13 protein-coding genes are annotated in these 13,600 nt (G+C 67.9%); 11 read left to right on the top strand and 2 right to left on the bottom strand.

The window, feature by feature from the left end; all coding sequences use genetic code 11:
- Positions 1 to 145: 145 nt before the first annotated feature.
- Positions 146 to 1,348 carry an aminotransferase class I/II-fold pyridoxal phosphate-dependent enzyme gene (locus tag JF52_RS0101605; protein WP_033106168.1) on the bottom strand — a complete coding sequence of 401 codons (1,203 nt, stop codon included), beginning with the start codon at positions 1,346 to 1,348 and terminating at the stop codon, positions 146 to 148.
- Positions 1,349 to 1,441: 93 nt separating this feature from the next.
- On the opposite strand from JF52_RS0101605, the gene JF52_RS0101600 reads away from it, so the two are divergent.
- From JF52_RS0101600 to JF52_RS0101590, 3 genes are read left to right on the top strand one after another with little or no spacing between them, the layout of a single operon-like run.
- Positions 1,442 to 2,878: a S1C family serine protease gene (locus tag JF52_RS0101600; protein WP_084595460.1), complete on the top strand. Its 1,437-nt coding sequence runs from the start codon at positions 1,442 to 1,444 to the stop codon at positions 2,876 to 2,878.
- A gap of 49 nt (positions 2,879 to 2,927) precedes the next feature.
- Entirely contained in the window at positions 2,928 to 4,181 is a 1,254-nt protein-coding gene (locus tag JF52_RS0101595; RefSeq protein ID WP_033104775.1) for a CDP-glycerol glycerophosphotransferase family protein, read from the top strand.
- A complete protein-coding gene (locus JF52_RS0101590) occupies positions 4,178 to 5,614 on the top strand; it encodes a CDP-glycerol glycerophosphotransferase family protein (protein ID WP_033104774.1) in 1,437 nt (478 codons plus the stop codon). The genes JF52_RS0101595 and JF52_RS0101590 overlap by 4 nt, the downstream gene beginning before the upstream one ends.
- A 10-nt stretch (positions 5,615 to 5,624) precedes the next feature.
- Here the strand turns inward: JF52_RS0101590 and JF52_RS0101585 are convergent, their stop codons facing one another.
- Positions 5,625 to 6,650: a glycosyltransferase family 2 protein gene (locus JF52_RS0101585; protein ID WP_052166893.1), complete on the bottom strand. Its 1,026-nt coding sequence runs from the start codon at positions 6,648 to 6,650 to the stop codon at positions 5,625 to 5,627.
- A 97-nt stretch (positions 6,651 to 6,747) separates the two neighbouring features.
- On the opposite strand from JF52_RS0101585, the gene JF52_RS0101580 reads away from it, so the two are divergent.
- The 8 genes from JF52_RS0101580 to JF52_RS0101545 all read left to right on the top strand — a co-directional run bounded on the left by JF52_RS0101580 (position 6,748) and on the right by JF52_RS0101545 (position 13,587).
- A complete protein-coding gene (locus JF52_RS0101580; RefSeq protein ID WP_033104772.1) occupies positions 6,748 to 8,037 on the top strand; it encodes a CDP-glycerol glycerophosphotransferase family protein in 1,290 nt (429 codons plus the stop codon).
- A gap of 47 nt (positions 8,038 to 8,084) precedes the next feature.
- Positions 8,085 to 8,321: a type II toxin-antitoxin system Phd/YefM family antitoxin gene (locus JF52_RS0101575; RefSeq protein ID WP_033104771.1), complete on the top strand. Its 237-nt coding sequence runs from the start codon at positions 8,085 to 8,087 to the stop codon at positions 8,319 to 8,321.
- A complete protein-coding gene (locus JF52_RS0101570) occupies positions 8,321 to 8,707 on the top strand; it encodes a type II toxin-antitoxin system VapC family toxin (RefSeq protein WP_033104770.1) in 387 nt (128 codons plus the stop codon). The genes JF52_RS0101575 and JF52_RS0101570 overlap by 1 nt, the downstream gene beginning before the upstream one ends.
- Before the next feature lie 33 nt (positions 8,708 to 8,740).
- On the top strand, positions 8,741 to 9,505 hold the full coding sequence (locus JF52_RS0101565) for a biotin--[acetyl-CoA-carboxylase] ligase (RefSeq protein WP_033104769.1): 765 nt from the start codon (positions 8,741 to 8,743) through the stop codon (positions 9,503 to 9,505).
- Between the two features lie 76 nt (positions 9,506 to 9,581).
- Positions 9,582 to 10,136, top strand: coding sequence for a PH domain-containing protein (locus JF52_RS0101560; protein ID WP_052166675.1), 555 nt, complete (start codon positions 9,582 to 9,584; stop codon positions 10,134 to 10,136).
- A 123-nt stretch (positions 10,137 to 10,259) separates the two neighbouring features.
- On the top strand, positions 10,260 to 11,402 hold the full coding sequence (locus JF52_RS0101555) for a 5-(carboxyamino)imidazole ribonucleotide synthase (protein WP_033104768.1): 1,143 nt from the start codon (positions 10,260 to 10,262) through the stop codon (positions 11,400 to 11,402).
- A 269-nt stretch (positions 11,403 to 11,671) separates the two neighbouring features.
- Positions 11,672 to 12,139: a 5-(carboxyamino)imidazole ribonucleotide mutase gene (purE, locus tag JF52_RS0101550; protein ID WP_033106165.1), complete on the top strand. Its 468-nt coding sequence runs from the start codon at positions 11,672 to 11,674 to the stop codon at positions 12,137 to 12,139.
- Positions 12,136 to 13,587, top strand: a complete 1,452-nt coding sequence (locus JF52_RS0101545; protein WP_033104767.1) for an LCP family protein — start codon at positions 12,136 to 12,138, stop codon at positions 13,585 to 13,587. The genes purE and JF52_RS0101545 overlap by 4 nt, the downstream gene beginning before the upstream one ends.
- The last annotated feature ends 13 nt before the right edge of the window (positions 13,588 to 13,600 follow it).

Raw genomic sequence — 13,600 nt, 5'->3', positions numbered from 1 at the left:
TTTCGTCTCGCTTCGCTCGCTCAACGCCCCGCAGATGTTCGTCAACGCCCAGCTCGCGTCTGCGGGGCGTTGAGCAAGGGAGCGCAGCGACCGCGACGAAACGGGTTGAGCGAGCCGCAGGCGAGTCGAAACCTCACCCGGGCCGTCAGAACGTCGCGGCAGCCAACCGCTGCGCAGCTTCCTCGAGCACCTCGACGCGCTTGCAGGCGGCGAATCGCACGAGCCCGGCGTAGTCGCCGCGGTGCTCCTCGCTCACGAACGCCTCCAATGGGATCGCGACCACGCCGGCCGTGTCCGGCAGCGCCCGACAGAAGGCCATCGAATCCGCCCCGCCTAGTGCTGACGCATCTGCGACCGTGAAGTATCCGCCCTGCGGCGCGATCACTTCGAATCCGGCATCACGAAGGCCCGCCCCGAGAATCTCGTGCTTGCGCGCAAGGGTGGCAGCGGCATCCGCGAAGAAGGTGTCCGGCAAGCGCAGGCCGACGGCGATCGCCGGCTGGAATGCCGATCCGTTCACGTACGTGAGGTACTGCTTGACGGTCAGCACGGCGGTGATCAGATCGGCGGGACCGTGGATCCAGCCGATCTTCCAACCGGTCGCCGAGAACGTCTTGCCTCCGGAGGAGATCGTCAGCGTGCGCTCCGCGGCGCCCGGCAGCGTGGCGATCGGCACGTGGGGCGCGGTGAACGTGAGGTGCTCGTACACTTCGTCGGTGACGATGACCGCATCGTGCAGGTGCGCGAGGCGGATGACCTCGGCCTTCACCTCCGGCGAGAACGCCACCCCGGTCGGGTTGTGCGGGTCGTTCACGAGGATGAGCCGCGTGCGGTCGGTGACGGATGCTGCGAGCACCTCGAGGTCCGGCTGGAAATCCGGCAGGCGCAGGGGAACGGTGCGCAGCCGCGCACCGGCGAGAGCCACCGCTGCCGCGTACGAGTCGTAATACGGCTCGAACACGACGACCTCGTCGTCCGGGGAGTCGATCAACGCCAGCAGTGTCGCCGTCAGTGCTTCTGTCGCACCGGCGGTCACGATCACCTCTGTCGCGGGGTCCACCGAAAGCCCGTAGAAGCGGCGCTGGTGCTCGCTGATCGCCTCCAGAAGATCTGCGAATCCGCGCCCGGGCGGATACTGGTTCACGCCCTGCGAGATGGCGGCACGGGCGGCTTCGAGAACTTCGGCAGGGCCGTCCTCATCGGGGAATCCCTGCCCGAGGTTGATCGCGCCCGTTCTCATCGCGGACGCAGACATCTCTGCGAAGATGGTGGGCGCGACGGCGCCGTCGGGAGACAGCAGGCCGGCCCCTGCCGCGGTGCGCCGCCAGGCGCCGGGAATACCACTCATGCAAACCAGGCTAAGGCCATAGCCGACACTCACCGCGGCCATATCGAACGCACAGCTACGAGCGGCAGTCTGAACTTGTTGAAGGAGCAGACCATGAACGAAGACAAGAACACCAACGAGTCCGCGTCACCCGAGCAGCCTGCGCCGCAGGAGCGGGGCGGCAGTGGTGCCGGCCATGACATGCCGGCGGCGTTCGCGTCGTACCACGCGCCGACCTCTCAGGGGCCCCAGGCGCCCGGTGCCGCGTTCGGCATCTCCACACCTGCCACGGGCGTTCCGGCCGCCGCGGAGGGCGCTGCGGTGCAGACCGTGACGAAGACCAAGGAGAAGAAGCCGTTCGGCGCAGGCAAGGTGGCCGCACTCATCGTCGCAGCCTCGCTCGTCGGAGGCGCAGCCGGACTCGGCGGCAGCTACCTCGGCAACAACCTCTGGTCGCAACCGGTCGGCTCCACTGCGACCGGGACCGGCACGATCACCGTGAACAACCCGGGTTCCGTGAACGAGACCACCGCGATCGCGACCACCGTGCTGCCCTCCGTCGTCACGCTCGAGGTCGCTGGCCAGGAAGGATCGGGCAGCGGCTCAGGCGTCGTGCTCAGCAAGGACGGCTACGTGCTCACGAACACGCACGTCGTCACCCTCGGCGGCGCGGCCGCGGATCCCGCCATCAGGGTGACGGGCTCCGACGGTCAGATCTACGACGCCACGATCGTCGGCACCGACCCGATCTACGACCTCGCGGTCATCAAGCTCGAGGGCGCGGAAGACCTGACACCGATCGAGTTCGCGGATTCGTCCGAGCTCAACGTCGGCTCCACGGCGGTCGCCGTCGGTGCACCTCTCGGACTTTCGAACTCGGTCACCACCGGCATCGTCAGTGCGCTGAACCGCAGCATCCAGATCGCATCGTCCGCCCTTCCGGACTCGGCGGATCAGGACAGCCAGGACGACGGCGGCGACTCCGGTCAGGAGGGCGGTCCGTTCCAGTTCGACCTTCCGGGCACCGAGACCCAGAACGCGACCGAGTCGATCTCGATCGCGGTGATCCAGACGGATGCCGCGATCAACCCCGGGAACTCGGGTGGTGCGCTCGTCGACAGCGAGGGCAAGCTCATCGGCATCAACGTCGCCATCGCGACAGCCGGCAGTTCCGAGGAGTCCGGTTCGATCGGGGTGGGCTTCGCGATTCCGTCGAACGTCGCCAAGCGCATCTCCGAGGAGATCATCGAGGATGGCGCCGCGACGCACGGTCTGCTCGGCGCCTCTGTCAGAGACGCCTCCTCCGTGGAAGGATCCGAGGTGGCCGGCGCGTACATCGCCGACACTCCGGTGAGCGGCGGTGCGGCCGAGTCCGCGGGTCTGAGCGAGGGGGACATCGTCACCACCTTCAACGGCGCACCGATCGCGAGTGCCACCGACCTCACCGCCCAGGTGCGTGCAGCAGCGGCCGGCAGTGATGCGAAGCTCACATATGTCCGCGACGGCAAGTCGTACGACATCGACGTGAAACTGGGAGAGCTCAGCCTCTGACGCCACCCGTTTCCCAGAGAAGGACGCCACCCCGCGATAGGCTCGCGGGGTGGCGTCCTTCTCCTTCGGCTCCGGCAATGCGGCCAAGCTTCTTCGCATCCCGTTGTATGCCGTCGGCGGAATAGGCGCTGCCATCGTGCCCCGCGGGCAGCGCTGGGTGTTCGGCTGCGGCGCGGGCATCGGCGACGGCGCGCTGGCGCTGTGGACGCTCGCGACGGCCGAGGGGCACGACGCCGTCTGGCTCGTCTCCTCTCCTCGCGAACGAGCGGATGCCGCGGCCCTCGGCATCCCCACGATCTCGAAGTCGTCGCTGCGGGGCTGGTGGGCCACCGCACGAGCCGGCGTCCTCGTCGTGACACATGGTCTCGGTGACGTGAACCGGTACGCCGTCTCAGGCGGCTTCGTCGTACAGCTGTGGCACGGCATTCCGCTCAAGCGCATCGGGCTCGACTCGCCCGCGACCACGCAGGTTCCGAACGTTCCAGGCGCCGGCCTCCTTCGCCGTCTGGTCGGCCTGCTGTACCGCCGCACCGCACAGCGCATCCGCGTGCTGCCCGCGGCATCCGATCGCTCGCGGGGCCGGCTCGAATCCGCGTTCGCACTGGGCGATGCGCGCGTCGTCGTCACCGGCGAGCCGCGCGTGGACGTGCTGTCGACCGGCACCGACGAAGAGCGGCGGCAGACGGCATCCGCTCTGCTCGACGCCGCATCCGGCCCGCTACCCGAGGGCGCCCGCGCACTCCTGTACGCACCGACCTGGCGCGACGGCGGCGATGACGTCGCCGTGCCGACCGCCTCGGAGTGGGTGCGCATCATCACCCTGCTCGAGTCGCAGAACGCCGTGCTCTTCATCCGGTCCCATCCGCTGGGAGCCGGCGCGTATCAGCCGTCGCTGCCGAGCGCCCGAGTGCGGATGCTGGGATCCGACCTCGTCTCCGACATCACTCCCGCGCTGGCGGGGTTCGACACGCTCATCACCGACTACTCGTCGCTGGCCTACGACGTCGGGCTTCTGGCGATGCCGGTGCTGTATCTCGCACCGGATGCCGCGGACTACGCCCGCACGCGCGGTTTCTACGGGCGGTACGAAGACGTCGCCGGTGTTGACGCGGCGACGGACTGGACCGAGTTGCTCGAGCAGCTCGGCGCCCTGCTCGCGGACCCCGATGCGTTCGCCGCGCGTTCCACGCGATCCAGTACGCTCAGCGCACAGATGCACGCATACCGCGACGGACGCAACAGCCGCCGGGTGTACCAGGCGATCCGCCAGCGGGGAATCCCCGCGCCGAAGGGAGCACGATGACGACTGCCCGGATCGATGAGCAGGCGGAGACGCTGGTCATCGCAGGCACGGGGCCGAAGCCGACCACGGCGACGCTCGAAGGGCCGCGGGCGCGTGCGGTGGGCAGGATCACCGGTGGGGGCAAGACCTGGAAGGCGATCATTCCGCTTCGCAGCATCCGCTGGGGGAGTGAAGAGCTGCCGTTGCCATCGGGATCGTACGCGCTGAGCGTCGCCGGCGTCGATCTCGATGACGTCGAGATCGGCCCTTCGCTGCTCGCGAGCATCCGGATAGCACTGCACGGCGCCCATGTCGAGATCGCCGCTCCGCTCGCGTTGATCCATGAGACGAGCGAGGGGCAGTCGACGCTGGAGGAGCGCTACGTCGCTCAGTCCGGCGGCGACGAGAACGCCGTGTTCTTCGAGAGCTTCTACGGGCAGAGCGTCGGCTGCAACCCGCGGGCGATCGACCGCGAGCTCGCGGCACGCGCCCCGAACGTCACCAGGTACTGGAGCGTCGTCGACATGTCGATCGCCGTCCCGGAGGGCGCGATCGCCGTGGTCGAGGGAAGTCCCGAGTGGTGGCGCGCGCGGGGAGCAGCACGGCTGCTCATCGTGAACGACTGGATGCGGCGCCGCTTCGCGCGCAAGGCGGGCCAGAAGGTGCTGCAGACGTGGCACGGCACTCCGCTGAAGCGTCTCGCGCTGCACCGGCGCGGGTTCGACCCCAGGCGCATGGCCGCAGTCGTGAAGGAATCGCGCCGTTGGGATGTGCTGCTCGCGCAGAACACCTACTCCGAACGGATCCTGAAGAAGGCGTACGCGTTCTTCGGCAAGCCGATCTGGACCGACGGCTACCCGCGCAACGACGTGCTCACGACGGACGACGGATCGGCGACGCGAAGGGCGCTGGGCGTCGGTCCCGACGAGCGGGTGCTGCTGTACGCGCCGACCTGGCGCGACGACCGCAGCGAGATCGTCGATTTCGTCGACCCGCAGCTGCTCGCAGAGCAGACGGATGCTGTGGTGCTGGTGCGCGGACACTCGCGTACCCTGCGCCCTGGGCGCGACCAGTCCGGGGCTCGGGTGATCGACGTGACCGGCTATCCGGACACGGCCCGGCTGCTGCTGGTCGCCGACGCACTCATCACCGACTACTCCTCGGTCATGTTCGACTACAGCGTGACCGGCAAGCCGATGTACTTCATGGTTCCCGACCTGGACCACTATCGCGGTGAGCTGCGCGGTTTCTACTTCGATCTCGCCGAACGCGCGCCTGGGCCGTTGGTCACGACGCAGGACGAGCTCTCCGACGCCCTCATGGACGAATCGCTGCCCGGATTCTTCGCCGAGCGGTACGCCGCGTGGCGCAGGCAGTTCAATTCGCTCGACGACGGGCATGCTGCGGAGCGTGTGGTCTCGCGGCTGCTGGATCTCGGTTTCGTCGACGCGTGACACGCCGCGCCTATGGCAGCGGCGTGTTCTGCGTACCGAGGCGCGAGGCGTCGACGGTGCCGCGGGCGCCGCGGAGCACACCGACGAGGAAGCCCGCACCCCACGCCAGATGCATGGTCGGAAGCACCGCGAGCGTCCAGATGCGCTCGCGCGGGGTTCTGCCGCCTCCCGGGCGCAGTGCCATCGCGATGACGAGCAGGAGGTAGGCGACCAGGGGCAGATAGACGACGGACGCCACGATCGACCAGACGCCGCTCAGAACGCCGGTCAGCTGCAGCACCGCCACGATCAGGGCGAGTGCGACGTTGAGCACCAGCGCCGGCGGCGCGAAGAACCGCAGGCCGTTGCTGCGCCCGTAGCGCCGGACGAGTTCGCCTCGCCAGGCGCCGGTGGCACGGAACTGACGCGCCAGACGCCACCAGCTCTCGCGAGGCCAGTAGGTCACTGACAGTTGCGGATCGAGCCACACCCTGTGCCCGGCCTGTCTGATGCGCAGGTTCAGTTCCCAGTCCTCACCGCGACGGATCGATTCGTCGAAGAGCCCGACCTCCTCGAGGACGTCGCGGCGCATGACCCCGAGGTACGCGGATTCGGCTTCGCCCTCGTGAGCGGTGCCGTGGTAGGCGCCGCCGCCGAGTCCGATGGGAGAGTTGTAGGCGCGGGCCACAGCCGTCTGGAACGGGGTTCGTCCGTCGGCCCGCATCACACCGCCGACATTGGCGGCACCGGTACGGCGAAGGGTCGCGAGCGCACGGTGCGCGTAGCCGGGGGAGAGCTCCGAGTGCGCGTCGACCCTGACGATCGTCGGGAAGCGGCTGGCACGGATCGCGGCGTTGAGACCGACGGGGATGTGCGCATCGGGGTTGTCGACCAGGCGGATGCGCTCGTCATGCGCGGCGAGGCGCTGCGCGAGTTCGGTCGTCCCGTCGGTCGAGGGCCCGAGTGCGAGGACGAGCTCCGCGGGGCCCTCCAGTTCCTGCTCGAGCACCGAGGCGACGGCGTGCTCAAGGTAGGCGCGTTCGTTCAGCACGGGCATGACGAACGACACGCCGTTCGAAGGCGTTGCCGAATCGTTCTCTGCCACCCCCCGATCATGTCATGGCGAGGTGACGCCGCCTGCGTACTCTTGTCATGTGGGTGCTGTAAAAGATGTCAAGAAGGCGTATCGCCTGCTGCGCAAGGCCGTGCGCTCGCGCATGGCGGTGCAGCGCGTCAGACGCACCCTCGAGGCGATGCCTCCGCATCCGGAGCAGTACTACAAGGTCGCGGTGTACTTCGCAGACGGTGCGGTGAACATGTACCAGATGCGCCAGTGGTACCGCCCGCTCGCCGAACTCGACAAGCTCTGGCCTGTGGTCGTGCTCGCGCGCAACCCGATCGGGGCGGAGCACCTCATCGCGGAGGACGCGCCGCCGGTCGCGTTCGTGCCGACGGTGCGCGATCTCGAGCGCTTCATCCGCGACCAGGACATCCGCATCGTGCTGTACGTGAATCAGAACACGCGCAATTTCCAGATGTTCCGCTACGGCCGGCGCTGGCACGTGTTCATCAACCACGGCGAGTCCGACAAGATGTACATGACGACGAACCAGTACAAGGCCTACGATTACGCGCTGGTCGCAGGCCAGGCCGCGCGAGATCGTCTGTCCCGCACGCTCTGGGACTACGACGTCGACCGCCGCACGATCGAGATCGGGCGTCCGCAGGCCGATCACTTCTCCGGCACGCTGCCGTACACCCCTGACGAGCGCACCGTCGTGCTGTACGCCCCGACGTGGGAGGGCGATCGCCCCAGCGCGCACTACGGATCGATCGCCACTCACGGCGAGACGCTCGTGGGTGCCCTGCTGGCGTCCGGATCGCATCGTGTCATCTACCGACCTCACCCGCGCAGCGGTGTGGTCGACGACGAGTACGGCGCCGCGCACAGACGGATCATCGCGGCGATCGCCGCGGCGAACAACGCGGACCCCCGCGCGCAGCACGTCTACGACGACGGCCCGGAGCTCGGCTGGCAGCTCGCCTCCGCCGACGTCGCGATCGTCGACATCTCCGCGATGGTCTACGACCGCCTGGCGGCGGGCAAGCCGCTCATGATCACGCGTCCGGTCGACGAGCGCGCGTCGGTGGACACCGGCGGGTATCTCTCCGACTGCGAGTGGCTGAGCGCGGATGCCGCGGCCGACGTCGTGCGCGAGGTCGAACGCGTCCGTGGCGACGAGGACGCCATCATGCGGCTGCGCATGTGGGTGCAGCGCTACTTCGGCGACACGACGCCCGGCGTCGCCACCGCGAAGTTCCACGCCGCCATCGCGCAGTTGATGGGCGAATGGGGCGAGTGGCAGATACGCGAGATGGGCGCGATCAAGTCCGGTGAGGACGACGATGATGAAGAGGACAAGGACGAGCAGCTCCACGGCTGAGCCGGGGAACTCTTTTGGAACGGGCCCGACTTAGCTAAGCTAGGGTGATGGCCCAGATGAACATGCACGAGGCGAAGAGCCAGCTCTCTTCGCTGATCGCACGCGTTCTCGAAGGCGAGAAGGTCACGATCGCACGCGCGGGTCGACCGCTTGTGGACATCGTTCCCCACCGTGAACTCACTGTCGTATACGGACTCGCGGCAGACGAACCCGAGCACGATCCGTCGTTGTTCGACGGGGTGGACGAAGAGATCAACGATCTGTTCTACGGGCGACGCAGCTGATGCTGCTCGACACCAACGCGCTGATCTGGTTGGTGCACGACAGCCCTCGGCTCGGGCTGGCGAGCCGCGGGCTCATAGATGTCGCGACTCAGGTGCACTACTCTTCGGTGTCCGTCACCGAGATCACGATCAATCACATGCTGGGTCGCACGTCGTTGCCAGGAGGCGAGACGTTCCCTGAGATCTTCCGGTCGTCGGGATTGACCGAGCTACCGCTCCTCGCTTCACACGCCGGTGCCCTATTGGGATTCGAATCTCTCGTCCGGCATGACCCGTTCGATCGGCTTCTGCTCGCTCAGGCGAAGCAGGAACGGTTCACCTTCTTGACCAGCGACGCGACCCTGCTCGGGTTGGACGAAGACTGGATCAAGGACGCGCGACTCTGATGGCGGACGCTCCCGCTCCGTAGACTGACCACTATGCAGTACCCAGAGACTGAAGCCGTCGCATCCCGTTTCGAGGCGATCGACGAATCCGCATCGACGAATGCGGCATTGCGCGTGCTCTCGTCGGACACCGAGGCGTGGCCGCACCTGTCGGTGCTCCTCACCGACAACCAGACGGCCGGACGGGGGAGGCTCGATCGATCGTGGGTGTCGCCGGCCGGTTCGGCTCTGGCGATCTCGGTTCTGTTGCGAGAACTGCCCTCCTCGCCCGAGGCGATGGGATGGATCCCTCTCATCGCCGGAGTGGCGATGGCACAGGCCGTCTCCGCACAGCTCCCTGGTCACGACGTCGGCGTGAAGTGGCCGAACGACGTCCTGGTCGACGGGCGCAAGATCAGCGGCATCCTGGCCGAATCGACCGGCGGCGCCGTCGTCGTCGGCGCCGGTGTCAATACTGCGATGACCGAGAAGCAGCTCCCGGTTCCCACTGCGACGTCGTTCGCCGTCCTGGGCGAGAGTGCCGACGCCGATCTGCTCGTCGCCGCATACGTCGGACGGCTGGGCGATCTCGTCGCGTCGCTCGTCACGTGGGGAGATGCCGTGCGCAGCGGCGTGCATGCCGCGGTCTCCGCCCGATGCGCCAGCCTCGGCCGAGAGGTCGACGTCTCGCTTCCCGACGGCACGGTCCTGCACGGCACCGCGCTGCGTCTGGAGTCGGACGGCCGACTCTGCGTCCGCAGCGACGGCATCGAGCACCTGATCGCGGCCGGCGACGTCGTGCACGCGCGCCTGAAGTGAGTGGGCATCCGGCCGGCCGGGCAGGACACGCCGACCGCTGGCGGGCGATGTCCGACACGCCAGGCACAATGGAGGGGTGACCCAGCCCGTGACACTCGGAGGGCGGCCGATGATGCCGCCGCCAGGCGCACCCGCCGAAGAGCTTCTCATCGCGCGGTTCCGCAGTCACGCGCGGCGACTGTTCTGGTCGGCCCTGCTGCTCATCGCGGTGGCAGGCGCCACCGGGTTCTTCTACGGGAACCTTCCCGCCGGTTTCGAGAACTGGATGCTGATCGCCGCAGCCGCCGCGCTGGTCCTGTTCGGCGTGCTGATTCCGTTCCTCGTCTGGGCCTCGCGCAGTTATGCGGTCACCACGCGGCGCGTGGTCGTGCGCGAGGGGATGGGCGCACGGCGGAGTCGTGAGATGTCCCACGTCCGCGGGTACTCGATCGGCGTGCGGCGGGGTGTCGTGCAGCGCATGTGGGGTGCGGGAACCATCACACTCTCCAACGGGGTCGACACCCCATTGCGGCTCGCGAACGTGCCCAACGTCACACTCGTGCACGAGGCTCTGGCGGATCAGATCGAGGTGAACCAGATCCTCGCTCACCGCGACGCGCAGTCGATGTCCGATCCCGACTCCGACCACTGAGCGCGCCCCTCCTTCGCGGGTCGTTGAGCGAGCGCAGCGAGACGAAACGCGTTGAGCGAGCGTCAGCGAGTCGAAACGTCCTCCCCATATGCGAGAGAATGGCCACGACGAACGGAGATCTCGATGGCGTTGCGTGTAGGAGTGATCGGCGGCGGACAGCTGGCCAGGATGATGATCGCTCCGGCGGTGGAGCTGGGGCTCGACATCCGGGTGCTGGCCGAGTCCGAAGGGATGTCGGCGCAGCTGGCGGCGACCGCTGTGGGCGATTACCGTGACCTCGACACCGTGCGAGCGTTCGTCAACGACGTCGACGTCGTCACGTTCGATCACGAGCACGTCCCTCAGGACGTGCTGAAAGCGCTCGTCGCGGAAGGCGTCGCGGTGCATCCGGGTCCTGATGCCCTGCAGTACGCGCAGGACAAACTCGTCATGCGTGCGCGCCTCGCCGAGCTCGGTGTGCCGCAGCCGGATTGGTCCGCCGTGCGCGACACCGCCGAGCTGCAGACGTTCCTCGACGACCACGGCGGCAAGGCCGTCGTGAAGACCCCGCGTGGCGGGTACGACGGCAAGGGAGTGCGCGTCGTGCGCGTTGCTGAGGACGCGGCCGACTGGTTCGACGCCCTGGCAGCCGACAGGGCGACCGGTGCAGGCGATGCACTGCTCGTGGAAGAGGTGGTGTCGTTCACTCGCGAGCTCGCTCAGCAGGTCGCGCGCCGGCCGAGCGGACAGGTGGTCGCATATCCCGTCGTGGAGACCGTGCAGCGCGACGGGGTGTGTGCAGAGGTCTTCGCACCGGCACCGGGCGCGAGTGAGCGGCTGGCGGTGGTCGCCGAGGCGATCGGGCGGCAGATCGCAGACGGACTGGGCGTCACCGGGATGCTGGCGGTCGAGCTCTTCGAGACCGACGATGAGCGCATCCTGGTCAACGAGCTGGCGATGCGCCCGCACAACAGCGGCCACTGGAGCCAGGACGGAGCCGTCACCGGCCAGTTCGAGCAGCACCTGCGCGCGGTCGCCGATCTTCCATTGGGCGATACGTCGCCTCGCGCACGGTGGGCGGCGATGGTCAACATCCTCGGCGGCCCGGCAGAAGGCGCGTTCGAGGACCGCTTCGATGCCGCGATGTCCGAGCATCCTTCGGCGAAGATCCACACGTACGGCAAGGCGGCGCGACCCGGGCGCAAGGTCGGTCACGTGAACGTCGTGGGCGATGACCTCGACGACGTCGTCTACACCGCGCGGGCCGCAGCCGCCCATTTCGCCTGACCCTTCGACAGGCTCAGGGACCGGCTCGACAGGCTCAGGGGCCCTTTCGACAGGCTCAGGGGCCCTTTCGACAGGCTCAGGGGCCCTTTCGACAGGCTCAGGGACCCTTCGACAGGCTCAGGGGCCCTTCGACAGGCTCAGGGACCGGCTCGACAGGCTCAGGGGCCGGCGAAGGGCGCGCCGTTCAGCCGAACCAGGGGAGCGGAAAGTACCCTGGGGAGGTGACTGAGCCACTGCACTCTTCTGCCGCGCCCGTCGTCGGCGTCGTGATGGGATCCGACTCCGACTGGCGCGTGATGAGCGACGCTTCCCAGGCCCTCACCGAGTTCGGCATCGCGCACGAGGTCGAGGTCGTCTCGGCGCACCGCACGCCGGACAAGCTGATGCAGTACGCGCGCGAGGCGCGGGGCAGAGGGATCCGCGTCATCATCGCCGGCGCCGGGGGAGCAGCGCACCTGCCCGGCATGCTCGCATCGATGACTCCGCTGCCGGTCGTCGGGGTTCCTGTGCCGCTCGCATATCTCGACGGGATGGACTCGCTGCTCTCGATCGTGCAGATGCCCGCCGGCATCCCCGTCGCCACCGTGTCGATCGGCGGCGCTCGCAACGCCGGCATCCTCGCGGCACGCATCCTCGGCGCATCGGATGCCGCGCTGGCGGATCGGCTCGAGGAGTACGCTCGCACTCTCGAGTCGCAGGTCGCGGAGAAGAACGAACGGCTGAAGGACTCCCTGTGACGGTTGCCGCTCCCGGCGCGGCGATACGGAGCGGGCGCCGTCTGATCGAGCCCCGCCCGCTGCGCAATCCCGATGCGGCCGATCCGGCCTTCATGGGTCGCCGTGGCTGGTGGCTGGTCGTGATGAACGTGCTGATCCCCGGTTCCGCGCAGGTGCTCGCCGGAGGCAACCGCAGACTCGGCCGTTTCGGCCTGGTGGCCACGCTGCTGAGCTGGTTCCTCATCGTGCTCGCTGTCGTCTCGGCGCTTTTCTGGCGTTCGGTGCTCATCTCGGTGGTCACGAACTGGTTCGTTCTGACGCTGCTCCAGGTGCTGTTCGTCGCCTACGCGGTGCTGTGGGTCGTGCTGACCTTCGACACACTGCGCCTCGTGCGCCTCGTCAAGATGCCGCAGGCTTCGCGTTTCGCGATTCCGGTCGTGGCGCTGATCATCGTGGGCCTTCTCGGCGGCGGTGCGGGTTACGCGGCGAGCGTCGCCGGTGCCAGCAAGGGCGCGATCGATGACATCTTCGGTCAGAGCGGACCGAGCGTCGAGCCCAGCGAAGGCTATTACAACATCCTGCTGCTCGGCGCGGACAGCGGCGACGGCCGCGACTCCATGCGCTTCGACAGCATCTCGGTGGTGTCCGTCAACGCCACGACAGGTGCGACGACGATCTTCGGTATCCCGCGCGAACTGCCGAATGCGCCGTTCAGCGAGGGAAGCCCGATGCAGGCGCTGTATCCTGGCGGCTTCGAAGGGCACGCGTCGCCGACCTGCGGGTGGGACGGGTGGATGAACCACATCCGCTACGCGGCCGAGGTCTGTCGTGACGATCAAGGCGCCGAGCTCTACCCGGATGCCGCAGCCCAGGGGTCAGCGCCCGGTATCGAGGCGACGAAGGATGCCGCGGAGGGCATTCTCGGGATCGAGATCCCGTACTACATCTTCATCGACATGAACGGCTTCGCAGCCATGATCGACGCCCTCGGAGGCGTCGACATCAACGTCACCGAGCGTCTGCCGAAGGGCGGTCCGCCGGAGAGCTGGACCGGCACAGACGTCAACGAGTGGGCGATCGGCTGGATCGAGCCTGGGCAGCAGCGCATGGACGGCGATACCGCCCAGTGGTACGCGCGATCGCGGTACACGACCAGCGACTGGGATCGCATGCAGCGCCAGCGTGAGCTGCAGATCGCGATCCTCGACCAGTTCACGCCCGAGAATGTGCTGACCCGCTTCAACGAGATCGCGTCCGCCGGCACTGTGCTCGTCGACACGGATCTGCCAAGGGACAAGCTGCCGGAGTTCTTCGACCTGATGATGAAGGCGAAGGAGCTGCCGGTCACGCCGATCGAGCTGGTGCCCGAGAACGGCATCGACGAGTTCGAGCCGGACTACGCCTTCGTCCGCGACCTCGCGCAGCAGACGCTGCACCCGCCGACCGAGACGCCGACCCCGACACCGTGATCCGACGTTCAGA

The organism is Microbacterium profundi, assembly GCF_000763375.1.
Classification (GTDB): Bacteria; Actinomycetota; Actinomycetes; order Actinomycetales; family Microbacteriaceae; genus Microbacterium; species Microbacterium profundi.
This window is presented reverse-complemented; position numbering and strand designations above follow the sequence as displayed.